This is a genomic window from Paenibacillus sp. EKM10P (assembly GCF_011800655.1).
GTDB lineage: Bacteria > Bacillota > Bacilli > Paenibacillales > Paenibacillaceae > Paenibacillus > Paenibacillus polymyxa.
In genome coordinates this window covers 41,577-67,118 of sequence record NZ_JAALET010000018.1, presented here as the reverse complement: position 1 = coordinate 67,118, position 25,542 = coordinate 41,577, and the positions used below count along the sequence as shown (strand labels likewise).

General features: G+C 43.2%; 22 protein-coding genes and 3 pseudogenes. 20 read left to right on the top strand and 5 right to left on the bottom strand.

All coding sequences use genetic code 11. The annotated features are described in order from the left end of the window. Nucleotides 1-230: 230 nt before the first annotated feature. Together HFE01_RS24605 and HFE01_RS24600 are read left to right on the top strand one after the other, a co-directional pair. Nucleotides 231-866 carry a hypothetical protein gene (locus tag HFE01_RS24605; protein ID WP_052833374.1) on the top strand — a complete coding sequence of 212 codons (636 nt, stop codon included), beginning with the start codon at nucleotides 231-233 and terminating at the stop codon, nucleotides 864-866. A 156-nt stretch (nucleotides 867-1,022) separates the two neighbouring features. Beyond that, nucleotides 1,023-2,087: a Gfo/Idh/MocA family oxidoreductase gene (locus tag HFE01_RS24600; RefSeq protein WP_167438741.1), complete on the top strand. Its 1,065-nt coding sequence runs from the start codon at nucleotides 1,023-1,025 to the stop codon at nucleotides 2,085-2,087. Between the two features lie 110 nt (nucleotides 2,088-2,197). Here HFE01_RS24600 and HFE01_RS24595 read toward each other — a convergent pair whose 3' ends face one another. Then, a complete protein-coding gene (locus HFE01_RS24595; RefSeq protein WP_044787915.1) occupies nucleotides 2,198-2,716 on the bottom strand; it encodes a DUF3231 family protein in 519 nt (172 codons plus the stop codon). A gap of 151 nt (nucleotides 2,717-2,867) precedes the next feature. On the opposite strand from HFE01_RS24595, the gene HFE01_RS24590 reads away from it, so the two are divergent. From HFE01_RS24590 to HFE01_RS24570, 5 genes are all read left to right on the top strand, one after another. After that, a complete protein-coding gene (locus tag HFE01_RS24590) occupies nucleotides 2,868-3,131 on the top strand; it encodes a WGxxGxxG family protein (RefSeq protein WP_016818763.1) in 264 nt (87 codons plus the stop codon). Between the two features lie 255 nt (nucleotides 3,132-3,386). Then, entirely contained in the window at nucleotides 3,387-3,815 is a 429-nt protein-coding gene (locus HFE01_RS24585; RefSeq protein ID WP_016818764.1) for a MarR family winged helix-turn-helix transcriptional regulator, read from the top strand. A 212-nt stretch (nucleotides 3,816-4,027) separates the two neighbouring features. Beyond that, nucleotides 4,028-5,050, top strand: a complete 1,023-nt coding sequence (locus HFE01_RS24580) for an NADH:flavin oxidoreductase/NADH oxidase (protein ID WP_044787913.1) — start codon at nucleotides 4,028-4,030, stop codon at nucleotides 5,048-5,050. A gap of 264 nt (nucleotides 5,051-5,314) precedes the next feature. Further along, nucleotides 5,315-6,364 (top strand): AraC family transcriptional regulator, encoded by a 1,050-nt coding sequence (locus HFE01_RS24575; protein ID WP_016818766.1) that lies wholly within the window; start codon nucleotides 5,315-5,317, stop codon nucleotides 6,362-6,364. A gap of 212 nt (nucleotides 6,365-6,576) precedes the next feature. Beyond that, nucleotides 6,577-7,371, top strand: coding sequence for an SDR family NAD(P)-dependent oxidoreductase (locus HFE01_RS24570; RefSeq protein WP_016818767.1), 795 nt, complete (start codon nucleotides 6,577-6,579; stop codon nucleotides 7,369-7,371). A 76-nt stretch (nucleotides 7,372-7,447) separates the two neighbouring features. On the opposite strand, the gene HFE01_RS24565 is transcribed toward HFE01_RS24570, so the two are convergent. Continuing rightward, nucleotides 7,448-8,833 carry an MFS transporter gene (locus HFE01_RS24565; protein WP_016818768.1) on the bottom strand — a complete coding sequence of 462 codons (1,386 nt, stop codon included), beginning with the start codon at nucleotides 8,831-8,833 and terminating at the stop codon, nucleotides 7,448-7,450. Nucleotides 8,834-8,945: 112 nt separating this feature from the next. Here HFE01_RS24565 and HFE01_RS24560 point away from each other — a divergent pair, with 112 nt between their 5' ends. The 5 genes from HFE01_RS24560 (at nucleotide 8,946) to HFE01_RS24540 (ending at nucleotide 16,155) form a co-directional block, all read left to right on the top strand. After that, nucleotides 8,946-9,833 (top strand): LysR family transcriptional regulator, encoded by an 888-nt coding sequence (locus tag HFE01_RS24560; RefSeq protein WP_016818769.1) that lies wholly within the window; start codon nucleotides 8,946-8,948, stop codon nucleotides 9,831-9,833. A gap of 340 nt (nucleotides 9,834-10,173) precedes the next feature. After that, nucleotides 10,174-11,547 (top strand): MFS transporter, encoded by a 1,374-nt coding sequence (locus HFE01_RS24555; RefSeq protein ID WP_167438740.1) that lies wholly within the window; start codon nucleotides 10,174-10,176, stop codon nucleotides 11,545-11,547. A 274-nt stretch (nucleotides 11,548-11,821) separates the two neighbouring features. Further along, entirely contained in the window at nucleotides 11,822-12,886 is a 1,065-nt protein-coding gene (locus HFE01_RS24550; protein ID WP_167438739.1) for a polysaccharide deacetylase family protein, read from the top strand. A gap of 223 nt (nucleotides 12,887-13,109) precedes the next feature. Next, entirely contained in the window at nucleotides 13,110-14,114 is a 1,005-nt protein-coding gene (locus tag HFE01_RS24545; RefSeq protein WP_016818772.1) for a LacI family DNA-binding transcriptional regulator, read from the top strand. A 559-nt stretch (nucleotides 14,115-14,673) separates the two neighbouring features. Further along, nucleotides 14,674-16,155 carry a glycoside hydrolase family 5 protein gene (locus HFE01_RS24540; RefSeq protein ID WP_167438738.1) on the top strand — a complete coding sequence of 494 codons (1,482 nt, stop codon included), beginning with the start codon at nucleotides 14,674-14,676 and terminating at the stop codon, nucleotides 16,153-16,155. Between the two features lie 56 nt (nucleotides 16,156-16,211). On the opposite strand, the gene HFE01_RS24535 is transcribed toward HFE01_RS24540, so the two are convergent. Then, nucleotides 16,212-16,391, bottom strand: a complete 180-nt coding sequence (locus HFE01_RS24535; RefSeq protein WP_260403125.1) for a helix-turn-helix domain-containing protein — start codon at nucleotides 16,389-16,391, stop codon at nucleotides 16,212-16,214. Nucleotides 16,392-16,664: 273 nt separating this feature from the next. Between HFE01_RS24535 and HFE01_RS24530 the strand changes: the two genes are divergently transcribed. The 3 genes and pseudogenes from HFE01_RS24530 (at nucleotide 16,665) to HFE01_RS24525 (ending at nucleotide 18,787) form a co-directional block, all read left to right on the top strand. Beyond that, nucleotides 16,665-17,348 (top strand): response regulator transcription factor, encoded by a 684-nt coding sequence (locus tag HFE01_RS24530; RefSeq protein ID WP_025364861.1) that lies wholly within the window; start codon nucleotides 16,665-16,667, stop codon nucleotides 17,346-17,348. Nucleotides 17,349-17,363: 15 nt separating this feature from the next. Beyond that, nucleotides 17,364-17,476, top strand: a pseudogene (locus tag HFE01_RS27450) (LCP family protein); the annotation flags it as partial. A gap of 306 nt (nucleotides 17,477-17,782) precedes the next feature. Continuing rightward, complete coding sequence (locus HFE01_RS24525) at nucleotides 17,783-18,787, top strand: aldo/keto reductase (RefSeq protein ID WP_017426888.1); 1,005 nt, start codon at nucleotides 17,783-17,785, stop codon at nucleotides 18,785-18,787. A gap of 36 nt (nucleotides 18,788-18,823) precedes the next feature. On the opposite strand, the gene HFE01_RS24520 is transcribed toward HFE01_RS24525, so the two are convergent. Both HFE01_RS24520 and HFE01_RS24515 read right to left on the bottom strand, forming a co-directional pair. After that, a complete protein-coding gene (locus HFE01_RS24520; protein WP_167438737.1) occupies nucleotides 18,824-19,645 on the bottom strand; it encodes a helix-turn-helix domain-containing protein in 822 nt (273 codons plus the stop codon). A gap of 129 nt (nucleotides 19,646-19,774) precedes the next feature. Next, nucleotides 19,775-20,433: pseudogene (locus HFE01_RS24515) on the bottom strand (LysR family transcriptional regulator). A gap of 168 nt (nucleotides 20,434-20,601) precedes the next feature. Here HFE01_RS24515 and HFE01_RS26990 point away from each other — a divergent pair. The 5 genes and pseudogenes from HFE01_RS26990 to HFE01_RS24485 all read left to right on the top strand — a co-directional run. Next, nucleotides 20,602-21,402, top strand: a pseudogene (locus tag HFE01_RS26990) (oxidoreductase); the annotation flags it as partial. Nucleotides 21,403-21,543: 141 nt separating this feature from the next. Further along, nucleotides 21,544-23,055 carry an aminotransferase-like domain-containing protein gene (locus tag HFE01_RS24500; protein WP_107735186.1) on the top strand — a complete coding sequence of 504 codons (1,512 nt, stop codon included), beginning with the start codon at nucleotides 21,544-21,546 and terminating at the stop codon, nucleotides 23,053-23,055. A gap of 36 nt (nucleotides 23,056-23,091) precedes the next feature. Next, on the top strand, nucleotides 23,092-24,021 hold the full coding sequence (locus tag HFE01_RS24495; protein WP_107735187.1) for a D-alanine--D-alanine ligase: 930 nt from the start codon (nucleotides 23,092-23,094) through the stop codon (nucleotides 24,019-24,021). Between the two features lie 137 nt (nucleotides 24,022-24,158). Continuing rightward, nucleotides 24,159-24,713, top strand: coding sequence for a GNAT family N-acetyltransferase (locus HFE01_RS24490; protein WP_107735188.1), 555 nt, complete (start codon nucleotides 24,159-24,161; stop codon nucleotides 24,711-24,713). Between the two features lie 37 nt (nucleotides 24,714-24,750). Further along, nucleotides 24,751-25,362, top strand: coding sequence for a DUF1349 domain-containing protein (locus HFE01_RS24485; RefSeq protein ID WP_016818781.1), 612 nt, complete (start codon nucleotides 24,751-24,753; stop codon nucleotides 25,360-25,362). The last annotated feature ends 180 nt before the right edge of the window (nucleotides 25,363-25,542 follow it).

Genomic DNA, 25,542 nt, shown 5'->3' with positions numbered 1-25,542 from the left:
AAGGATGGATATTTATTGGTAAATACATGTGGGGGGTGTGAAGAACACCCCTCTTGTAAAACTGTAATATATACTCAAATATAAGCTCGTAAGGAGGATGCAACCTGATCTCTTCCACTCATCAAAAGCGTATAGTTGCTGTGATGAATTCGTTACCGGTAAAGCAAAAGTATTCTAAAAACGAATTACTGATTAATGATTTCAAATTAAAGTCTTCGGGAGACGTTGAAATGTTCTATTCCCCGCATAATGAATATATCAATTCTTCCGCGAAAGTAGTGCTAGTTGGTATTACACCCGGTTGGCAGCAGATGGAAATTGCCTTTCGAACTGCCATAATATCTTTGAAGGATCAACAGTCATATGAGGAAGCTTGTAAAAAAGCCAAATTTGCAGCAAGGATGGCCGGTTCCATGCGAGACAACTTAATAAATATGCTTCAAGAAATAGGATTGCATGATTTTTTGAAAGTGTCGCATGTACGTAAACTATTTGATTCAGATTGCTCGTTGTTACATACAACTTCCTTAATTCGTTTTCCAGTCTTCGTAAATAAAGAGAATTACAATGGACATCAACCTTCCATGATTAACCATGCTTTTTTGTATGGAGCATTGCTTGAATCTTTTCTTCCTGAATTAGAATGTTTAGAGTATCCACTTATTATTCCACTAGGAAAGTCAGTCGAGACTGTTCTTCGTCGCTTGCTTGATGAACAGAAAATTCAAGAAAAGAAAATTCTGTGGGGGTTCCCTCACCCGTCTGGTGCTAATGGTCATCGAATAAAACAGTTTCAAAATTCAAAGAAGTCAATGCAGGAAATCTTGAGTGAGTATTTATCCAATACTGAATCCCCTAGATCTTAATATCCCCCTTTTTTTGGGGAAAGATTTCCTTTATAATGAAAGCGTATGCAATAACATCTTACAGATGACCTGCATGGCAGTAACCGATTTACAATTGAATTCGATCCGTGAGCAACCGTTTGATAGGTGGTGGCTCAATTTAGGAGTGGAAGGAAAATGAAAATGGACAATCGGAAATACAATGTAGTTATTATTGGTTATGGAGGTATGGGAAGCTACCATGTTCAATTAATTGAACCTATTGAGCAGCTTGCCATTGGCGGTGTATATGATATTGTCGATTATCGGATGGAATTGGCTGCAGCAGCCGGCTATAAAACTTATGCCAGTCTAGATGCCGTTCTCGGCGATCAGGACGTAAATATTGTATTAATAGCAACGCCTAATGACGTTCATAAAGAAATTGCGATTCAAGCATTGCAAGCTGGCAAACATGTTATTTGTGAAAAGCCCGTTACCATCACGAGCGCAGATTTCTTAGATATTGTCGAGGTGGCCAAGCAAGAAAATCGTCTGTTTACAGTACATCAGAATCGCAGATGGGATGAAGACTTCCGTATTGTCAAAGATATAATCAGTAAGAAGACTGTTGGCGATCTTTTCCATCTGGAATCGCGGGTTCAGGGAGCTAACGGCATTCCAGGCGATTGGCGGCAGTTGAAAGCGTATGGTGGAGGAATGCTGCTGGATTGGGGAGTGCATCTGTTGGATCAGCTACTTCAGATTACGGACAGTCAAATCGAAAGCGTGACCGCTACCTTAAGTTATATTTTGGGGACAGAAGTGGATGACGGCTTTAGTAGCTTCATTGAGTTTAAGGACGGTCTTACAGCGGTCATTGAAGTAGGTACAACGAATTACGTAAAGTTGCCGCGTTGGTATGTTAAAGGAACCGAAGGAACCGCAGTGATCAAGGATTGGGATCTGAGCGGAGAGATTGTCACTCGGAATCCAGATGTCGCTCACGTGGAACCCAAACCGATTCAAGCAGGTCAAGGGTTGACGAAAACGATGGCACCTCCGTCTGAGGAATCCACCCTTAAGTTCCCGATTGAGAAAATACCTGCTGCTGCAGAAAGCTTTTACGAAAATTTTGTCTCCACCATTGAAGGAAAAGCCGAGCTTGCGATCAAAAGCGAAGAAGTGCACCGTGTACTGGTGCTGATTGAGACGATTTTTGAGGCGGCAGCGAACAAAAGCGTGATTCGAAGAGATATTTAACGAATTGTAAACAAATCTAACCCCCATTGTCCTCATATTCAGGATAATGGGGGTTATTGTTTTAACTTTCAATCTGTTCTGAATATGGCTAGAAGCGATTTAATCTATTTTTAAACTTCAACAGCTTCAGGTCTTTTTACTTGAAGGGGAGGAGGCACCAGCCATCCTTTTTCTTTAGTCATTTGAAGAATCTTAACTCCTAAAGCTGTTTTGGTAGCATGATATTTTGCAAACAAGGCCCCTATATCCTCTCTAATGGATTGCCCCATCACTTGACTACAAGCCACCAGTCCCAATGAGGTATCAGACGCAATTTTAGCAGCAATCTCCGGGTCAGTAAAGCGCGCACCAACAGGAATATCTTCAAGTTTCACTGGAGGTCTTTCTGGTAAGACTGGCGCTGGAGCAATCCCATTATCAGTAAGGAGTGTATCACACTCTTTAATTTCAAGTTTCGCTTGATCAATGAGTGCATCCAATATTTTTTTCAAATCCTTATCTCCTGCATGATTCAGGAATGCTTGGTAGAAAGACAGAGCTCCTTTTGCGGCCAATGAAAATTGCCAAACACCGGAAATTTCACCATAGTGCATTGGTTCATCTTTTGGATTTCCACTTAATATTCCCATCATAACCGCTCCTTTAATATTTTTTACACCGATCTTATAGTTCCAATTAATGATTAAAAGTATCCAAATAAATTTGTAAATACACAATGGAATAAGGAGCAGTTTTTTGGAGAAATTATATGCATCACACTTTCAGGGAGGATTCCTTTTTATGAAAAAACAAATAGTCACTGCTGTAGCTTCCATGTTCTTCTTTGCAGCTTTAGTCGTTCCTTCATCAGCACAAAGTGCAAATGTAGATGTGGCCAATGACACAGCTAATAATGCTTATCACAACAACAATTCAACCTACAACGCTAACAGTGTACGAGCAAACGCCGTAGATAATGACAACGATATGGATTGGGGATGGATTGGCTTACTTGGGTTACTGGGACTGGCTGGAATGCGCAAAAGAGTATCTGACCATAAATAATTAGTAAACTACAATGGGTTTCAAAACAAAAACACCTTCAGGAGAATGCTTCCATTTCTAAATATGGAGGCCGATTTTGAAAGGTGTTTTTGTGTTGACCACTTAAGTCACTGCTTCAGAAAGGATTTTTTATAACCTCTATCTGTTCTTAAGGGTTTTGACCATTTCCAGTAACCCTGATAGAATTAATTATTCCCTATAATGACTTCTATAATATGTGTTATTTATACTTTAGAATAGAACGGGTGAGTCGAAATGCATAACAACAATACTATCGAACTTTTAAATATTTGGCTGTCCCTTACTAAACTCCAATCGAACATAAACGATGAATTGGAACATGCACTTCAAGAAAACTATAGTTTATCCTTAAATGAATTTTTGGTTCTGTATTTCTTATCTCAAACCGAGGAAAAGAAATTAAGATTACAGCATTTACAAGAGATGGTTGGGTTAAGCCAAAGTGCATTATCTAGACTGGTAGTCAGAATGGAAGCAAAAAGCTGCGGAGCTTTGCAAAGACATATATGTGAAGATGATCGTCGGGGAATCTATACAAGCATGACCGATTTTGGGGAAAAGAAGTTTGACAGAGCGCTCGAAACCTTCAACCAAATTTTGGAGTCGGCTCTTTCAAAAGATGAGTTGAAGCAAAAATTACAATCACTCATTGAAAAAATATAATTCTTTCATTTAAAATTAAAACTTAATACGAAATTTAATGTCTGAATAGAGTAAAATTTAACCCTAGGTCTAGAGAATACAATCTCTGGGCCTTTATTTACGTAAATGCATAGTTTAAACGGTAGTTGACAAATAAAAAATGCATGCTGTATTATATGCATGTGCATGCATATAATATGTTTACTATAAAACCTAGAAAGGGGTCTTTCTTAATGAAAGATTTATTTAGTCCTTATAAATTTAAAGACTTGGAATTAAAGAACCGGGTCGTCATGCCTCCAATGTGTCAATATTCTGTTGACAAGAAAGATGGTATAGCTACTGATTGGCATTTTATGCACTATGTAAGTCGTGCCATTGGTGGAACTGGATTCATTATAGTTGAAATGACTGATGTAGAACCAGATGGACGTATTTCTGACTTTGACCTGGGATTGTGGTCTGATGAGCAAATTCCTGCATTGAAAAGAATTGTAGATGCCTGCCATAGTTATGGAGCAAAAGTAGGTATTCAAATTGCTCATGCTGGACGTAAAGCAGAAGATGCTGAAGTGCCTGTTGCTCCGTCCGCTATTCCATTTGATGAGAAATCTACATTACCTAGAGCACTTTCAACACAAGAAGTTAAAGAAATGGTGGAGAAGTTCCGCGGCGCTGTAGCACGTGCTGTGAAGGCCGGATTTGATGCCATTGAAATACATGGAGCTCACGGATATTTAATCCATCAATTTCATTCGCCTCTTACCAACCAAAGAGATGATGAATACGGGAAAGATCTCCTGAAATTTGGTCGAGAAGTTATTCAGGCAGCCAAGGCAGAGATGCCGGAAGACATGCCGCTTATCATGCGCATTTCCGCTAAAGAATACGTAGAAGGCGGATACGATATTCAAGATAGCATTTCTTTTGCCAAAGAATATCAACAAGCAGGAGTAGATATTTTTGATATTTCTTCAGGCGGTGAAGGACCTATCGCTGCGTGGGGTAGACCAGGTAGTCACGCAGCATACCAGGTGCCGCTTGCTCGAGAAATCAGACAAGCACTTGAAGTTCCGGTCATTGCAGTCGGAAGACTCGATGATCCGATCCTGGCTAATGCTGTAGTAGGAAATGAGGACGCAGATCTTGTGGCTGTCGGGAGAGGAATGTTAAGAAATCCTTACTGGGCTCTTGAGGCCGCAACAAACTTGAAAAAAGAGACAACGATCCCGAAACAGTATACTACAGGTTTTTAGATACAAAACCTTCCTATTCTGCCAGGTGTTATGAATATAGGATACTTTAACATAGTAATTTAACATACACGTTGATACACCCTGGTGTTCTTAAAAATAAACTTGGAAGTAGAAATGACTCAAAAGCAACCGGTATGCCGGTTGCTTTTTTATTTATGGTGGTCAAACATTCAGTAAGCATATATTAACAAAATTCACTATACTGGAATGATCAGAGAGTGCAATTAGTAAGTAAAATGGAAGTAATAAAGGAGGTCTCTATGTATGAAGAAGTCTCATACTTCTGACCATATTAAAATTCCACCAGGATTTTGGACAGGTTTGTATCAATTAGGAATTTCCGCTCACGACGTAGCTTGTAAAGCAAGACTGCCGCTCACCATTATTCATGAGCCCGTAGTCACAAGCGTACAATATCTCGCGATCTGGCAGGCATATTCCGATCTCATTGGTGACACTGCAAAAGGAATCGTTAAGCTTGCAACTGTCTTTGAGACAGCGAAGTACCCACCGACCGTCTTAGCGACTTACCACGCTCGTGACTACCGCGACGCTCTAAACCGAATGGCTCGGTACAAACAACTATGTCCTCCCGAAACCTTACGTGTGACTGAGGAGGGGGAGCACTGTACCATAGAACTGGAATGGCTATATACCAAACAGCCCGGTCCACCGATGCTGACGGGTATTACACTTGCATGTCTTCTGGAGCTTGGGCGCCGAGGCACTGGTCAACCTTTGACGGCGCAGCTCGTAGAATTTTCGCAATCCATGGGAGATGTGCAGGCTCTTGAAGCTTATTTTGGGTGTAGTGTCCAGGTTGGTGCAAAATGTAATCGATTGACGTTATATCGAAGAGATTTGGACCGAACTTTTGTCTCATACAACCAAGAGTTGTTAGAGATTCTCACACCCGCTCTGGACCGGTCGCTGGATGAACAGTGCAGCCGCTCAATTACTGAGGCGGTCAAATGGATTATAAAACGTAGCCTCACCAGAGGACGCCCCGACATTCAGGCTGTGGCGAAGGAGCTCAGAATGAGCGATCGTACCTTGCAGCGCCGGCTTACTGACGACAATACGAGCTTTAAACAACTGTTAACACAAGCTAGACATGAGCAGGCACTAGAATACTTGGCAGATCCCTCGCTTGATATAAAAGAAGTGGCCTTTTTGATTGGATATGAAGACCAGAACTCATTTTACCGCGCTTTTCGTCTTTGGGAAGGGAATACTCCTTCAAATTGGCGCACTACACATTTAGATACCAACTCGATATCAAAAGAACCGCTAGGAAGATCGACTATCTATTAATAGTTTCCCAACTCCATTCATTCTACAGAGAGCTTGTAATTACTGACCTTATTCATCTGGCGTGTTAAACAAGAACTTTGGCGCAATATGCTAGTTACTGAGCATTGCTGCCCAAGGTAATATAATCAGATACCAGAGCTTAAGGTTGTTTTAAAATAAGCTAAGAATTCGCTTGCCAGCAAAGATAAACGAATGAGAGGGAGGAAAGTATTATGGATATGGGATTAAACAATAAAACAGCTTTAGTTACAGGGTCTACGAAAGGTATAGGTAAAGCAATAGCCATTGAGCTTGCCAAAGAAGGTGTGAATGTACTTATTAATGGACGGAATAATGAAGAGGTAGAACAAACTGTAAATGAAATAAAATCAAATTTTCCAACGACCTTTCCTCAAAATGCTACAGCCGATATTGTGGATCTGGAGCAGAGGGAGGTTTTGTTTGAAAAATACCCCAATATCGATATCTTAGTGAATAATATGGGGATTTATGAAATTATGCAATATGAAGACGTTGACGATGAAGTATGGGAAAAATATTTCCGTACTAATGTTCTTGCTGCAAACGGATTATCGAAATTTTATTTACCTAAAATGTTGAAAAACAATTATGGCCGTATTATTTTTATTGCGAGTGAAGAAGCAATCATGCCTTCAGGGCAAATGCCACAGTATTGTATGACCAAATCGATGCTGTTATCACTGTCAAAAAGCTTATCTAAATTAACAATAGGAGCAGAAGTTACAGTCAATACGATTATGCCAGGACCAACGCTTTCTGAAAATGTACACCAAATTATTGAGGGTATTTATGCCAATGAAGGTATGACTTTTTTAGAAAAAGAGAAACAATTTATGGCTGTAAATCTGCCTCAATCCGAAATACAACGATTTATTAGACCTATAGAAATAGGTAGAATAGCTACATTTGTATGTAGTCCTTATGCAGCCGCATTTAAGGGCTCTCCAATCCGTATAGATGGGGGAATGGTGCCAACTATTTTCTAACTAAACTCCTTTCTCTTTCGTTGAAAAGTTAACGTTAAATAAAGAGTAGAGGGGTTTATTTGAAGAACCGGTGAACCTATGACTCTCGCAATTGTCCTGACTCCCGGCGTCGCCGACTCATGAATACCAAAGTCAATGCAATTACCGTAAGGACAATCCCAAGCACTTGAAATCCCTCGAAGCTGAACTTACCCCCCATTACGATACCTATCAACAATGAAGAGAAAATGGTTCCCAGATATCTTGATGTATTAAATAATCCGGATGCTACACCGATTATTTCTTTTGGAGAACTTTGGAACAAGGCTGCTTGCATACCTACATTGTTCAGTCCGTTGCTAATACCGAATGCAGCCAAAGCCAAACACACGCTGATTACCGGAGAAGTTGGATTTAATGTTACAAGCCACACAGATCCCAATGTCATCAGGATTGCGGATACCAGTAATGTCGGTCTGGGTCCTGATTTATCAATCCATCGTCCTGCTATTGGAGAAGCAGCTAGCGAGCACAAGCCTAAGCTTAGCATGAGAATCCCTGTTTGGAACTCGCTTACATGCCTTACCACTTGCAAGTAGGACGGAAGCCCGAAAAAAAGCGAGTAATAGAGTACGTTAACGAACATGAATTCGACATTAACCCAAGTCAACGCAGGATATTTGGCGAACGTGCGTAAAGGAATAAAGGGTGACGTCGCTTTTAACTCATATCGTACGAATGCCCCCAGCGCAGCGAGGCCTATTAACCCGACAATGACGTTTTCTAACGAGATATGCCCAGATGATTTTGCCGAGAGCAATCCAACGAGCAAGGCAACCAGCCCTAATGTGAAGAGCAGGATTCCTCTTGCATCAATTAAATCAAACCATTTACGAAAGGACATGTTGCGTGCAACGGATGTTGGTGATTCGTCCTTAGGAATAGTCCTCCAAGCCAATAGAAAGCTGGCTACCACAAACGGAATATTGATGAAAAAGATGGCAGGCCAATTCCACCAATGAATCAAAACCCCGCCAATAAAGGGTCCAATTGCTGCCGCTCCTGATAGGAAAATGGACAAAACAGACAGCGCAGTCGCTTGTTTCTCTGTAATATGCATTCGAACAATGGCCATTCCAACCCCAACCATCATGCTTGTTCCGATGGATTGCACAATGCGGAACACGATGAGCGATCCAAAGTTTGGTGACAATGGGGCTAGTAATGATGCAATGAATGATACAACAAGACCTGTAAGAAATATCTTTCTACGACCGAATAAATCGCTGGCTTTGCCCATGACAGGTTGAGCGATGCTGCTTGCAATGTAGAAAGAAAAAATAATCCAGGAAACACCTGTAAAGTCAAGGCGAAATACCTTTTGCAGACTTGGAATCGCAACAGAAACCATCGAAGAATTTAATGGATTCAATAGTATCCCTAGACCAACTGAAATCATTAACCACCAGCTGCGAACACTCATTTCTGGTCCCCCTATAGCGAATTAATGTCATCGTACTCGAAATCGATTATTTATTCCAATGCATTTGATGTTATAATCTCATTGACTTGAGGGAATGAATGGAGGATGCGAATTGGAACTTCTTCAACTGCAATATTTTCTCGCTGTAGCTCGTTTGGAACATGTAACAGAAGCTGCACGAAGTCTGCACGTTACTCAATCGTCGCTCAGCAAAACGATTCAACGCTTGGAGGAAGATCTGGGGGTCCCTTTATTCGATCGAACAGGGAGAAAACTGCGATTGAATGAGTTCGGGAGCAAATTTCTTCACCGTGCAGAAAGGGCTTTGTTTGAATTAGAACAAGGGAAGCAGGAGCTCAGCGACTTATCCAATCCAGAACTTGGAACTCTCGAATTAGCTGTGACCACTGCAAGCACATTGCCAAATATCCTTCGAGAGTTTCGGAGAAAACGACCCTATATTCAATTTCATGTGCAAATGCTGACCACACAGGAAATGGTTACACTTCTTCATAGAGGGGAGGTTGATTTTTGCTTATCCTCACCTCCTGTAGAAGGGAATGACATCGAATGTAAAATCGTATGTATCGACCCCATTCTTGTAGCTGTTCCAAAGGGGCATCGGCTTGCGGATCGAAATAGCGTATCCTTGACAGAGCTAAGGGAAGAATGGTTTGTCGGCGTAAAGAGAGGCTATGGTACTCGTGATTTAGTGGACTCTGTATGCATGTCGGAAGGATTTGTGCCTAAATATGTGTATGAGGGGGATGAACCTGCAAGGCTTAGTACTCTTGTGGAAGCCGAAATTGGCATAGCTTTCATACCGAGCACGGCACGAAATTCGCAGGAACATCTCAAATACCTCCAGGTAGAGAATCACGAATTGATACGGGAAATTGCTTTATTATGGAACAGGAATCGGTATATTTCGCAGGCTGCTCAGGAATTCCGCGAGATAGTTGTAAAATATTTTGCGACGATTTCCAAACAAACAACTTAGTTCCATATATGTTTTTGATGATCTACCATTGAAAATAAATAAGTAGGAGATTGCGTTAATAAGATAGCGCAGAGGCTAAACATTGTTATCCAACGAGTAGGAACTAACCGTTTTTGCTTTACTTCGTCATGAATGATTATCGTCAAAAATAACAGGTGATATTTTTATTATTTTAGTGATAATATGGTTAGGTAATTGCAATTAAACAGATTTTTACTTTTATTTTGTGGAGGCGTTAGAATGAAGTACATAGTGAAAAGAAGGGCACAAATTAAAGGGGATAACGCATCACTGGCCCTATAAACTGCGTAATCCCTGGCATTTTTAAGGGGTTTGCATAATGGAAAAATCGATTGAGAAACTTATTCCTAATTCTTTGATTTGGCTGTGCGTGCTTGCATTTTTCAGCGTATTGAATGAGACGGTGTTCAACGTATCGTTGCCCGACATTGCCGCTCAATTTGGAATTAAGCCATCCGCTGCAAATTATGTTAATACCAGCTTCATTCTTTCTTTTGCCGTAGGAACGGCCGTTTACGGAAAAATATCGGACATTTACGGCGTAAAAAAACTCATTTTCATCAGTATGATGATATACGGCGGGGGATCGCTAATTGGCTTGCTTTTTCATGCCTGGTTTCCGATTTTGCTTGTTGCACGATTTATCCAAGGAGCGGGTGCTTCTGCCGTCCCTGGGCTGATTATGGTCATCGTTACCAAAAGTATCGAAATGCAGCATCAAGGAAAAGCTTTTGGTATGATTGGATCGACCGTTGCCTTGGGAGAAGGTTTTGGTCCTATACTTGGAGGCTGGATCGCGGACTATGTACATTGGTCCTATCTGTTTTTCCTGCCCATGATGACGCTAGTCACACTACCGTTTTTCTTACGGACGCTCTCTGACGAACCTGTGAAAAAAGGTGGGCTTGATGTTCCGGGAGGCCTGCTCTTTGTTCTTGGAACGATTTCGTTCACTTTATTTACGACACATTACGAGTGGTGGTATTTGAACATCAGTGTCATTCTTTTCATAGGATTTGTGCTGAGAATTCGAAGAGCTAAGGAACCTTTCATAGAACCAGCTTTATTCAAGAGGAGAAGATTTATTGTCGGCGTATTTGTAGGTGGAATACTTCTAGGAACCGTTGCAGGATTTATGTCTATGGTCCCTTATATGATGAGAGAAGTGCACCAGATGTCGACAAGCCTTATTGGAGGCGGTGTTCTGTTTCCAGGAACGATTAGCGTGATTCTTTTCGGGATCGTTGGCGGTTCTTTGGTCGATAGGCAGGGAGCTCGTTTTGTCATGGTTGCAGGGTTGATGCTTCTGGGGTCGGGTCTTTTAATCGTTTCACTTTTTGCCGATCGTAGCCCCTGGATCATCTCAGGAGCATTGGTTTTGATTTTTGGTGGACTATCCTTTGTCAAAACGGTCATCTCAACCATTGTGGCAGGCTCGCTAAGTGCTGACGAATCAGGTTCAGGTATGGGTTTTTTGAATTTTTCCTGCTTTTTGGCGGAAGGGATCGGTATCGCAGTTGTAGGCGGACTGCTTACACAGCTGAGGTTCAACTTTTCTATTTTCCCAATCGTTACTGACGTTGCAGCATACTTATACAGCAATTTAACGTTACTTCTTCTAGCTGTAGTAATTACAGGCGGTGCCATTTTTATGATCGTGTTCAAGGGAGAAAAGGCTTCCTTGGATCATTAATAGGAAATAATAATTTTTATAGAGCTGACATTGATACATCATGATGTCAGCTTTTTTATACAAAAAACTAAACATTTTATAGTATAAGGTTAATTCTTTGCAGGTTAAATATGAAGAATTCGATGATAAAATACTATCTGTAAACGTTTACAATTAATAGATACGTGGCTGTTTTTGGCAATTAAACCCGTAGCAGAGCAGGGGAATGCAAACGGAAAATCTTTCAGTCCAAATCTTGGTGAAAACAAATACTATATGAATAGGAGATACTTTTATGCTTAAAGCAAAGCTAGTAAAAGGCACAATGGCTCTGATGCTTATCGGTACATTGTTCTCCGCACTGATGGTGTCTGTCGCCAGTGCTGCCGATGCGAGTTGCGCGAACGGTTACGTAGGTTTGACGTTCGACGATGGCCCAAATACCAGTAACACGACAAAACTGCTTGCGGCTCTGAAGCAGGCCGGTTTGCGCGCAACGATGTTCAACATCGGGCAGAACGCGCAGAATAGTCCGTCTCTGGTACGGGACCAAGCGGACGCAGGCATGTGGGTCGGTAACCACTCCTATACGCATCCGGATATGACTACGTTGAGTAGCTCGCAAATGTCGTCAGAAATCACACGGACGCAGCAGGCGATCCAGTCGATTACTGGAACTGCACCAAAGCTGTTCCGTCCGCCATACGGTGCGACCAACTCGCCCTTGAAATCCATCGAGAGCCAAAATGCTCTTACTGAAGTGCTGTGGAGCGTTGATTCCCAGGATTGGAACGGTGCCACTACGGCCCAAATCGTAGCGTCTGCGAACAGGTTGCAAAACGGCGATGTGCTCCTTATGCATGACCAGTACCAGACGACGCTCCAAGCGATCCCGCAGATTGCACAAAATCTCAAGAGCCGTAGCCTATGCTCTGGCATGATCTCGCCGACCACCGGTCGCGCGGTGGCGCCTGACAGCTCTACATCTCCTCCAAGCGCAGGTACAAAAGTGGAAGTCGAGAGTATGACCAAAGGCGGTCAGTACACCGGGAATATCAGTTTGCCGTTCAACGGAGTTGCTTTATATTCTAACAATGATTTGGTGAAGTACACGCAATATTTTGCGAGCGACACCCATCATTTTTCACTCCGTGGTGCTTCAAGTAATTCCAACATGGCCAGAGTCGACCTAAAAATCGGTGGACAGGCAAAGGGGACCTTCTACTTCGGCGGGAGCAATCCCGCGGTCTATACTCTAACCAATGTCAGCCATGGAGCCGGAAATCAAGAGATTGAGCTCGTTCTAACAGCTGAAAACGGAACATGGGATGCATACATTGACTATTTGGAGATCAACTAGAAGCAAAGGAAGTTAAAAATGCACAAAGAAGAAAAGGGTAAACTTGTTGTCACTGTTATCAATGGACAAAAACATATACGCTTGGAAGTCGCCATATTGGCGACTTTTTTTGTTTATTCGATATTACTGAACGTTTCCTATGAGGCTGAGCATCGCGTATAATATATAGTAAATGGTTATGTACTGTGTGTGAATTCGTTTATTTTGGTTTGGGGTGAGTGTAGTGGCATCTATCCATGAGGTGGCCAAACAAGCAGGGGTATCAGTGGCAACGGTATCCAAAGTGATTAATAATTATTCTGATGTCAGCAGCAAAACGAGGAATAAGGTAAACAAGGCGATTGAATTGCTAAACTACCAGCCGAATGTGGTTGCCCGAAGCCTCGTGAAAAAGCGTTCCTGGACGGTCGGGATGTTCCTGCTGGATTTCTTCACGAATCCTTTTATTTCGGAGCTTCTTGATGGGTTAAGAAAGTCTCTTGAAGATAGCGGTTATGACCTGCTCTTTCTATCACCGAATCTTAGCAATCCCGATTATACCTTCACTAAGCATTGCATCAGCCGCAATGTAGATGGAGTTGTCATGTTTGGTGTCGATCGAACTAATCAAAATTTTTTGGATCTGCTTCAGGCTGAGATGCCGACGATGATGATTGATACCGATCTGCTGGGACCTAGAACCGGCTATGTAACAGCCGACAATCGCAGAGGTGCTTACTTAGGTGTTCAGCATTTGGTGGAACTTGGACATAAACGCATCGCCTTTATTTCCGGGGATTTGGGATGTCTGGTTGGTCAAACGAGATTTTCCGGGTATCAGGAAGGGCTGCGCTCGAGCGATCTTCCTTACTATGCCAAATATGTTGAGGTAGAGAAATACAGCATTGAAGGTGGATATAAGGCGATGAAGCGCCTGCTACAGCTTCCGGAAGCACCGTCCGGCGTGATCTGCTCTTCAGACTATATGGCGACCGGTGCGATCGAAGCAATTCGCGAAATCGGAAAGCGAGTACCTGAGCACATTTCCGTCGTTGGGTTTGACAACACGTTCTATGCGGAGCTGACCATGCCTAAGCTTACGACGATCAATCAGAACATTACTCTAATGGGAATGAAAGCAGGAGAGCATCTCATCCGAATGATTGAGAATCCCGATTATTCACCGCCGACGGAGATTGTCCCGGCAGATCTGGTTGTGCGAGACTCGACAGGACAGTATAAGGAATAGTTTTTTAAGAATTGACAAACACAAAAACAAATTGTATTTTAATTATGATGTAAGCGCTTAAAATAAGTTTCCTTGAATCAAACATTCTTCTGCTCGTTCTTGTTTCATTCCCGAGTTATGGACAAAAGGGAAAGCCTCATATTGCGTCAGAGGGGAGGAAACTAGAATAGATATGATTTTGAAAGAAGGTGATGACCCGGAAGACGTAGGGCGATATGTTGTAAACCCAATGCAAGCCTGAAGATGTTAATGGTTGAATCTATGGGAGCAGGAGGTTTTACTAACATTTTTAGCTTAATACCGAAAACGTTTTCGGTAATTAAATGCTAAGAATTTGTTGCCGACTGATCAAATTTTATATTCTTCTTTGAAATCAATAAATTTATACTTTTTGTGAAAGATATAAAACTAGAAAATTGGTATTGAATTCTAAAACGTTTTCGATAACAAGTATGTATACTGTCACTGTTCTTGAACCCAGCCGATATGCTGATGAATATCGGGGCTACTTGCCGAAATTTTTCGCGTAACCATGCCATATTAAAGGGAGAAGAGAATTATGAAAATGTCGTTCAATTCATTCACTAAGTCGTTAACCATGATCCTACTGTTCAGCTTATTAACGCTGCTTTTTCAAGCGGTCATACCTGCAACGCCTGCTTCTGCAGCTGCCTGCGCAAACCCTGTAAGCTATTTCGGTGAAATGAAAGCAAGTGGAAACAAGATTAACGGCTCCAAAACGAATCGGCCGATGATGGTCAAAGGGGCGAGTTTCTTCTGGAGCAACTGGTCCGGTCCATTTTGGAATACCACCACGGTGAATCGGATGGTGGATGAATTTCAAGTAGAGATCGTAAGAGCGGCATATGGTGTGGACCCCAGCGGAAATCCATATAACACGGCCGATGAGTCCAAAGTTCGTGACGTGGTCAATGCGGCAATCGCAAAGGGGATCTATGTCATTATCGATTGGCACTCACATGACGCGCACAACAACGTCAACGCTGCCAAAAGTTTCTTCAGCCGGATGGCGCAGGAATACGGAAGCTATGATAACGTCATTTTTGAGATCTATAACGAACCTACCCAAGTCTCGTGGGGGACAATCAAAAGTTACGCTGAGCAAGTTATCCCGGCCATTCGTCAACATTCCGACAATCTGATTGTCGTTGGAACGCCGTTCTGGTCTCAGAGTGTAGATCAGGCAGCGAACGACCCCATTACATCCTCTGGTAATATCGCCTATACATTGCACTTTTACGCTGGATCTCATTTTCAGTCGCTCCGGGACAAAGCCAACTACGCAATGAGCAAGGGTATCCCGCTGTTTGTTACCGAGATGGGCTTTGTTAACGCGGATGGCGACGGTGGCATTAATTACGATTCCACGAACCAATGGCTTGACTGGATGAACCAGAATAACCTGTCATGGGCCAACTGGGCGATTAATGACAAGACAGAAGGCGCCAGTATTTTCAATACGAACGGGAGTCTCACAGCAGGAGGTAACTATCTGAAAAGCATTTTAGCTGGGCACGCTCCATATGCCGAGTGGAGGCAGAATGCGGCTTGCAGTGGCATTAGCGCAAACACATTATATGACTTCGAGGGTAGTACGCAGGGTTGGACCGGTTCGAATATATCCGATGGTCCATGGAGCGTAAACGAGTGGTCATCCAAGGGCAGTAATTCTCTTAAAGCGGATATCATCATGTCTGCCAATTCTCAGCACTACCTGCTTCTCTCACAAAGCCGCAACCTAAGTGGTAAGACCACGCTAAGCGCGACCGTCAAACATGCATCTTGGGATTCCGCAGGTGACGGACTCCATGCCAAGATTTATGCCAAGACAGGATCAGGTTGGGCTTGGTATGCTGGCAAAGCCGTCAAGATTAATTCTTCTGGAGATACGACGCTGTCGTTCAACCTTACATCTATACCTAATCTTGACGATGTTAGGGAAATCGGCGTACAATTTCTTGCCTCGGAGAACAGCAACGGTAAGTCAGCCGTTTACGTTGACAACGTGACGCTGCAATAACACATTCCTAACAGATCTTCATGAAGTACCGTGTTTTGTAGTTGGGAAAAATAAGGCTACAGCTGCGAGGACATATAATCTAAAATTTTGAAAGACAACTGGTAAGAGAAGAGTTCGTCACCCTCATCAAGCGAGGAATTGAGTAATTTTTTGATCTTATTTACGCGGTAAAGTAGCGTATTTTTGTGAATATTCAATTCACTGGATGTTTTGGCGGTATGTTGTCCGTTGTGCAAAAATGCCGTTAATTTGTGGCTTATAAATAGAATCAATAAACCTCCTTTTAAGTGCAACCTTATCTTAGTCCTCGGACTGGAGCAAGGTTGTTTTTCTTTGTTATAAAATAGGCATCCTTCGTTGTGTCACACAAAACGCCAGAAACGGCTGAAGTTTTCATGAACTGCAGTTCAAGGTGCAAAGATTACTGTATTATGTTCCGAGTTGATTATTCCCTAACTAATCATTAACATTATGATATCGCGGATTAACGAGAGAAGACGGGGGTTATGATGAATAAAGCAAAAATTCTCATTATTGAAGATGATACACCAATAGCAGATTTATTATCATACGGACTTTCAATGGAGGGGTTTGAAACGCGAACTACGGCAAATGGAGCAGCAGGGATGGTTGAACTTCAACAATTTCAACCTAATCTTTTGCTACTTGACTGGATGCTGCCGGATCAAAGCGGATTAGATATTTGCAAACAAGTAACTGCAAGTTATAACATACCGATCTTAATGATTACCGCGAAATCGGATATCACTGATAAAATCCTTGGTCTTGAATTCGGCGCGGATGACTATATTACAAAGCCTTTTGATTTAAGGGAGGTTATTGCTCGGATTCGGACAATCCTCCGGAGGGTAGATCAAGCAAACAATGGAAAAAATACGGAGAGTAAAGTAATTCGGTTTAAACAAATCGAAATTATTGTCGAGGAACATCTTGTCAAACAAAATGGTATTCCAATTGACTTGACTCCGAAAGAGTTTGATTTACTTATGACTCTGATAAATCACCGAGGCAAAACGTTCACACGCTCGGAACTGCTGGATATTGTATGGGGATATGATTTTGTCGGCGATACTCGGACTGTTGATACACACATACAAAGGCTTCGCAAGAAGTTGGATGCAAGCGATCTGATCACTACCGTGTTTGGTATTGGATACAAATTCGAAAAATAGGTGAAAAGCAAACCAAGAATTAGCCCTTACATTGACACGAACTTATTGGTAAACGACATGTGGAGACTGGCTTCGGTCGGATATCAGAGCACCATCGGGAAAGCGAGCAAATTCCTCTAGTGAAACTATTCAAGGGTATTTATGCTGGCAGAATAAATCCAAAGTCGAATGCAGCGCCTTTTCAAGCAAGCCAAGAGCACATTACTCGCTCTTGGCTTCTTTTTTAGGAGTTGTCCTGTTAACTTATAACATTATGACATGTACTTTTATCACAGTGACATTCCAATACATAAGAATTGTTAGATATACTTGAGCTGCCTAAGGTTAGGTCCTCAACCTTATGACATGTCTTGAGGAAGGCATGAGATGAAAAATAAAGAAGCGGGTACGTGGGAGGTCAGCATTTCGCTAGGAATGAGAAAGGATGAAATCAGGTGACTTATATCGCACAAGAAAATCGATACGAACAAATGAAATATCGGCGGATTGGACGGAGCGGCGTCAGGCTGCCGGCCATTTCGCTCGGCTTGTGGCAAAATTTTGGAGGGGACAAACCGTTTGAGAATAGTCGTGCAATGATATTACGCGCCTTCGATCTTGGTGTCTCGCACTTTGATTTGGCAAACAATTACGGACCGCCTCCCGGATCGGCCGAAGAGACCTTTGGACACGTTTTAAAAAAAGACCTTGCACCTTATCGGGATGAGCTGTTTATTTCAACTAAAGCTGGCTACTATATGTGGCCTGGCCCGTACGGTGAGTGGGGTTCGAGAAAAAACCTGCTTGCAAGCCTGGACCGCAGCCTTCAGCGAATGGGACTCGACTATGTCGATGTCTTTTACCATCATCGTCCCGATGGTGATACCCCATTAGAGGAATCGATGGGAGCGCTTGCTCATGCTGTAAAATCAGGCAAAGCACTGTATGTCGGTTTATCCAATTACGGACCGGAGGAAACGAAGCAAGCAGCTATGATCCTTAAGAACCTTGGTACACCGCTGCTCGTCCACCAGCCTATGTATTCCATGCTGAACCGGTGGATTGAGAACGGATTGCAGGACGTACTGACTGAAGTGGGAGCCGGCACAGTGGCTTTCTGCCCGCTTGGTCGCGGACAGTTGACGGGAAAATACATCGATAAGCTGGAAACTGAGTTTAAAACAGGCCAGCGCACACTGAAACCGGAGGCCGTATCTCAGGAGCGGATCAACAAATTCCGTGCGCTAGAGACGATCGCGAAGCGCCGCGGTCAGACGCTACCGCAAATGGCGTTGACATGGGCGCTACGCGAAGGCGGCGTCGATTCGGTGCTAATCGGTGCAAGCCGTGTAGGTCAAATTGAGGAAAACGTGCTAGCAGTACATGCGGATCCGCTATCAGCAGCGGATCTTCAAGAGATCGACCAGGTTATGCATAATATCGGGGATGTCCCCTGGTAATGTCAGAGCAACAATACGATTCATTAAACGAACAAATCAGTCAAGGCTTGAAAGACCCATTAAGCTGTCTCTTTTAAGCCTTGCGCGAAAGTGTGATGGAGAAAGTCCCTTCACTTTTTTAAACATTTTGGAGAACAGCAGCGGGTCGCTATAGCCAACAGAATAGGAGACTTCCGTGATGGACAGCTGCGAATTGTCCAGCAGATCGCTTGCTTTGTCCATCCGGAGGTTCAACAAGTATTGCCGAGGGGAAACATTAAGAATTTCCTTGAAAAGAACGGACAGATAGACACGATCAATGCCAACTATGTGTGCGACCTCGGAAATGGAAACTCTTTGGTTATAGTTCATTCGAATAAACTCGACCGCTTTACGGATGTAGGCGTCTTTGGGCCGTACCTCGGGCAGTAGTTGACTCGTAGCAACCAACATTTCGATCCAATCGGCAAGTAACCTGAACAAAATGCTCTGTCTTCGCAGTTCACTGGTGCTGTGGTTCACGTCGCAGGCAGAAAATTCCCCCAAATAAGAATCAAACCAAAACAACGGGGAGTACCTGAATACGGGATGAAAGGGTGAAATGTGTGCCTGCTCGAATAGAGGTATAACCCCGTTACCCGAAAAGGCTATCCAAGAATAAATCCAAGGATCGGTTTGGTCTGCCTCCATGTAACAAAGAATGTTATCGTATACGATAAATCCTTCGCCTTGCTGAAGATGAAAGGTCTTACCGTCAATCTGGTAAACGCCTCTACCCGCATGGATAAACATGATTTTGTATTGTCCTTTGATGCCGGGTCCCCATGAATAGCTGGGTTCACAAACTTGTTTGCCGTGATAACAGTAACAAATATCCATCTGGTTGCGTTCCTCCTAAAATAGTACATCATGATATATAAGATCCTGAAAGTCACTTGCGATATGTCAATATACAGAGAAGAACAATTTATAACTACAAAATACATATGATATCACCCTCACAGGAAACTAGACCCATTTCTCCGCATGTCTTTTAATGAGCTTGATCATTTCCTTCATAGCAGGTGAGAGCCATTTATCTTTGTGATATGCCAAATATGTTGATATTGCAGGACAGTCTGGTCCAACCTCTTCACCCTGAAGCTTGTTATGTTCTAGTTCCTCTTTAACGGAGAAAAAAGGAACCATGGAGATGCCTAAACCGCTCTTAGCACATTAGCTCCCCAGCCTTCTTTCTCCAAGGCGACAAGGAAATCAATCTCACCGGTCTGAACAGCATAAGAGACATCTTGATAATCCAAAGATTTCAGAGAAAGATTGACTTTGGGATACATTTGTCTATATTCAACAAGCAATGATGGAATACGGCAGATCATTAACGACTCTGAGATTCCTAATGTCAAGTTGCCGGTAGGTTCATCATTGGTCGTTAGTGCCTGAGTGTAGAGCTCAATGATCTTAAGTGCATAAGGGAGAAACTGATGACCGTGATGGGTTAGAACCACCTTCTTACCTAAGCGATCAAAGATGGGCTTGCCGACCTCAGATTCCAATTCCTTAATATGTGTCGTGACAGAAGACTGAGCGTAACCCAAGTGTTCAGCTGCTTTTTTAAAGCCTCCTGTTTCGACAATGGTTTTTAATGTGATCAAATAACGAAGTTCCATACGTCCACGTCTTTCGTTAATAACAGTTCAATTTTGTTGAATTAATCGTTCGATAACATCAATTTTACCGGTTTATAATGTACTTGTTCGATGATCATAAATCAAGTATTGAATGTGTTACGAATGAATCTAATGTTAGAGGTGGATGTGAATTGGGACAACTAAATAAATTGGTTAAGAGGGGGCTTTGGTCTAATCATAACAGAAGGAACATATACAGACGAATTGTATAGCCAGTGTTATTTTAATCAGCCTGGCTTAGTGAATGAGGAGCAAACCATATCTTGGAAAAAGTGGTGTATGCTGTTCATGCAGCAAGCTCTTCTATTGTTGTGCAGCTTGAGCATGCAGGAGCCTTATCACAAGGAAATCGATTCAAGTCCCAAAATCTAGCTCCGTCAGAAGTGCTTCCAAAGGGTGAACCTCTAGCTTTTTATGGTGGTGCTGAATCGTTTTCTACTCCGATCGCTGCAACGAAAGAAGATATTGAGGAAGTCATCCGTGGATTTGTTGCTTCAGCCGTTCGTGCGAAGAGCGTAGGATTTGATGGCGTGGAGATCCATGGAGCAAATGGTTATTTGCTTGATTAGTTCCTTACGGACTATACGAATCGTCGAACAGATGAATACGGTGGATCCATTGAAAACCGGATACGACTCTTGGTTGAAGTGACTACTGCAATTCGCCAAGCCGTTGGTCCCGATTTTACAGTAGGCATTCGAATTTCCCAGGCTAAGGTTAATGATTATCAGCATAAATGGTCAGGAAAAGAGGATAAGGCCGAAGTTATTTTCATGCAACTAGGGCAAGCAGGGTTAGACTATAGGGAAAGGGGCACTTGCAAATCATGATTGGATAAAGAAGGTTAGAAATGGTGGTCCGTTATCTGAGCTGGATCAAAATAAAGTTTTAAGACCGGATGCAACCATTAAGGATTTCGAGATTAGTCAAAAGATAATCTTTGGGTAAACAACCATCTGGGGGCACGGTTATGATGCGGATGTGCTGGAATAAAATCGAAGGAACCATCGAAGGATGAAAAGTCCGGGGCGGTGGTTCTTTTTTTCTTTTGTTACCTGTGCCATCATTGTAGATGGAGGGTGATGAACCATGTTCCAAGATTTTAAGCTTGTTGGTGACCGTCCGGTCGCGATACAAGTAAAAGAATATATTAAACGTTTAATTATAAAAGGGACGTTTCATAAGGATCAGAAGCTACCCTCCACACGAGAAATGAGCAGTGTGCTCAAGGTGAGTCGCAATACAGTTATTGCAGCCTATGAAGGTCTGGAGGACGATGGATTTACGTATACGATACCGAGTAGAGGCAGCTATGTGGCCGCTATGGTGGGCCGTTTGGCTGTGGATAACGGAGGGTCTGACGCCTCCTTCGCCTGGCAGATTGATTGGAAGACAAGAATGAGCAAGTACGCTGTATCGGCTGCAGAGCTTGATATGATGAAGCAGGGCATTCGCACCGCAAAAGGAACCATTTCGTTTACAAGCATCGCACCGGATGAGCAGCTGTTTGATCTGGGAGATGTAAGGCGAGCCTTTATGGATCGGATGGCAATCGAAGGGCAGGTGCTGCTCAACTACGGCTATGCCAAGGGTTACAAACCACTGATCGATTACCTGATGGGATATATGGAGAATAAGGGCGTCGATATAAGCGGCAAGGATATACTGATTACAAGCGGGTTTACAGAAGGCTTTGACATTGTGTTGTCGGCACTCCGCCCTTCAGCGCGCCGCGGTACGGTAATTTGTGAAAATCCGACCCATCACACAGCGATCAAAAATTTAAAGCTACAAGGTTTTGAGATTACCGGTATTCCAATGGAGCGGGATGGTATTAATGTAGATCAGCTTGAAGTGGTATTGCAGAAGCAGACAAATAGCTTCGATCTCGCTTATTTGACTCCTTCCTATCACAATCCTACAGGCATTGTCATGTCGCCAGCAAAGCGAAGCGCTGTAATGAATTTAATGATGCGCTATCAGATTCCGGTGATTGAGGATGGTTTTAATGAGGAGCTGCGCTATTCAGGAGCGCATATTGCGCCATTAATAGCAACAGCAGGGCGAGGGAACGGAGTAATCTATATAGGCAGCTTCTCCAAGGTGCTGTTCCCTGGCTTGCGAGTAGGCTGGGTGCTTGGAGATCGAGCGCTGATTGACACTCTGGAAAGCATTAAGCGGGCGCGCACCATTCATACCTCAACGATCGACCAATCGATATTATATCAATATCTGCTCAATGGAAATTTTGAGAAATATGTAAAAAGAGCACGTATGGAGTATAAGCGCAAATACGAGCTTACAAAGGCATGCTGTGAAACCCATCTCTCTGAGGCGCAACTATCTGGCGCTGGGGGCTTACATGTGTTTCTTACCTTTCCGTCAGGCGTAAATACGCGCCAGTTGCTTGAAGTATGCATAAATCAAGGGGTTATATATACACCTGGAGACAAGTTTTTTATACAAGAAGGTGAAGGGACGAATACTTTGCGGCTAGGTTTTTCCCGAGTAACCGATGAACAGATCGAGCGGGGGATTCAGATTATAGGCCAACAGGTGCGTAACTTTCATAAGGCATGTGGTTATAAGAACAACCTGTAATTGCACTATGATTTTTCAAGAAAATGGGGGGTCATGATGAAGATAGGCGTTATTATGGGAGGGACTTCCACTGAGCGTGAGGTTTCGCTGCAGACAGGTCAAGAGATGCTGAATCATTTGGACCGCAGCCGCTATGAAGTGGTTCCAATTGCGATTGATCAGCCAGCGGATTTAATCGCACAGGTTCAGCACGCAGGCATCGATTTTGCACTGTTGGCGCTGCATGGCCAATATGGCGAGGACGGCACGGTGCAGGGAGCGCTGGAGACACTAGGCATTCCCTATACAGGGAGCGGTGTTCTGGCAAGCAGCCTGTGCATGAATAAGCAGCTGTCCAAGATGCTGCTGAAGTCGGCAGGGGTGCATACGCCTGCAGGCCTCTGCTGGCAGGGAAGGGGCGATTATGATCAGCAAGCGGTAGAGCAGTTGGGCTACCCCGTTATTGTGAAGCCGAATATGGGAGGATCCAGCATCGGCATCCAGCTTGTGCATAATGAGATGGAGCTTCACTCGGCTATTCAGGAGGCTTGCGGTTTGGATCAGACGCTTTTAGTTGAGCCTTTTATTCAAGGGACGGAGCTTACCTGCTCAATTGTGGATGGCGAGGTATTACCAATCATCGGAATTCGCTCCGCTCATTCCGAATGGTTTGACTATAAAGCGAAATATGAGATCGGCGGCGCTGAGGAGAAGGTAATCCAGCTTCCTCCCGTTATTGAGCAGCGTGTGCGCGAGACGGCACTTGTCAGCTATCGGCTGCTGCAGTGCAAGGTGTATGCAAGGGTCGATATGATTTTGTGTCAGGATATACCTTATGTACTGGAGGTAAACACCTTACCCGGAATGACTGCTAACAGCCTGCTTCCGAAGAGTGCAGCTGCAGCAGGCATAACCTTTACGCAGCTGCTGGACCATATTATTACTAGCTCACTTTATGAGCGGAATCGGGAATGGGAGAAGGTTTAATATGTTTGATGGATTATACAGAAAATGGCGAAACTTTGTTATAATGGTTAGAACGGAACAGCGTTAAACTGATGTGGATTTGAAGAATGTGCAGCATTAATGCAATTTGATTTTGCTTCAAGATGGGGGAGGTGAAAATGGATATTTTTATCAGAGAACTGAAGGCTGAGGACGGTGAGTGTGGTACTAACATTGATGGTAGCTTTATCGTGGATTCTACCCTTGTCTTACAATTAACGGGACAGCAAATCGAATATACGGTGAAGGAGAGGCCTATTAGCAAAAAAAGCTACGATGATGATCAGCTTGAGGAAGATACAGTTGAGGATTATTCGAACTATATCAGCAATCCCGATCAAATCATATATTTAGCGCTCGTAAATAATCAAGTTGTAGGTCAAATTGTTCTGAAAAGAAATTGGAACAAATATGCATATGTGGAAGATATCAAAGTCGACAAGCAATTTAGAAGCCTCGGTATCGGTAAGAAACTAATCGAACAGGCTAAACGCTGGGCGAAAGATGGCGGAATGCCAGGGATCATGCTGGAGACACAAAGCAATAATGTTCGCGCATGTAAATTCTATGAAAGCTGCGGTTTTATGATCGGTGGATTCGACTCCTACATCTACAAAGGCCTAAATAGAGAAAGTGACGAGTTGGCGGTCTATTGGTATCTAATGTTTGCTTAGAACGACACACCTTTATTGAACAAAGGAGGACAAAAAGATGACTAAAAAGAGAATGGAATGGGAGGAAGGGAATTGGATCAATTCACCTCTATATGCCCGGAAAGAAGGAGATTTTCTTAAGGTTGCGCCTGAAAAGGGAAGAGACTTCTGGAAAAAGACTTTATATGGTTTTGAATTTGAGGATGGGTCCGCTCTATTATCGGATTGGAATCATAACACGGCGGTGGAAGTGTCGTTTCAACTCGCATCATTTACGGAGCTTTACGATCAGGCAGGTATTTTGTTATACCATGGCCCGGAGCAATGGATTAAAGCGGGGATAGAAATCAATGACGGCATTCCTCAGCTTTCCACAGTCGTAACCGCTGGATATTCTGACTGGTCGCTTGCGGCTGTGCCAGAGTGGGTCGGTGAAGAAGTCACCCTCCGCGCTTCCATCATTAAGGATGCTGTAATTATTCGCGCAAGGACGGAGCAGCACGGATGGCGAACGATTCGTGTGGCGCGTTTTCCCTACACCACCGGAAATCAGGCCGGTCCTTACACCTGTTCGCCAACCCGAGAGGGTTTTGAGGTTACCTTTACTCGCTGGAACTTTACAGAGCGGGATCAAGACCTTCACAGTGATCCTCCAGTAGAACATCATTGAAAAACGACTGCACAACTGAGCACAGCAATATGAGATACTATAAATTAGCTTATATGCACATAAAGCAATGATTAAGAGCAAGCGTCTTATAATAAAATGGTTTTTAATGGACCCAAAAGGGAAGAGGTGTATTTGGGTGTGAAAGCCGGGACTGATGAGGATGGCCAAAGCGGAAAACTG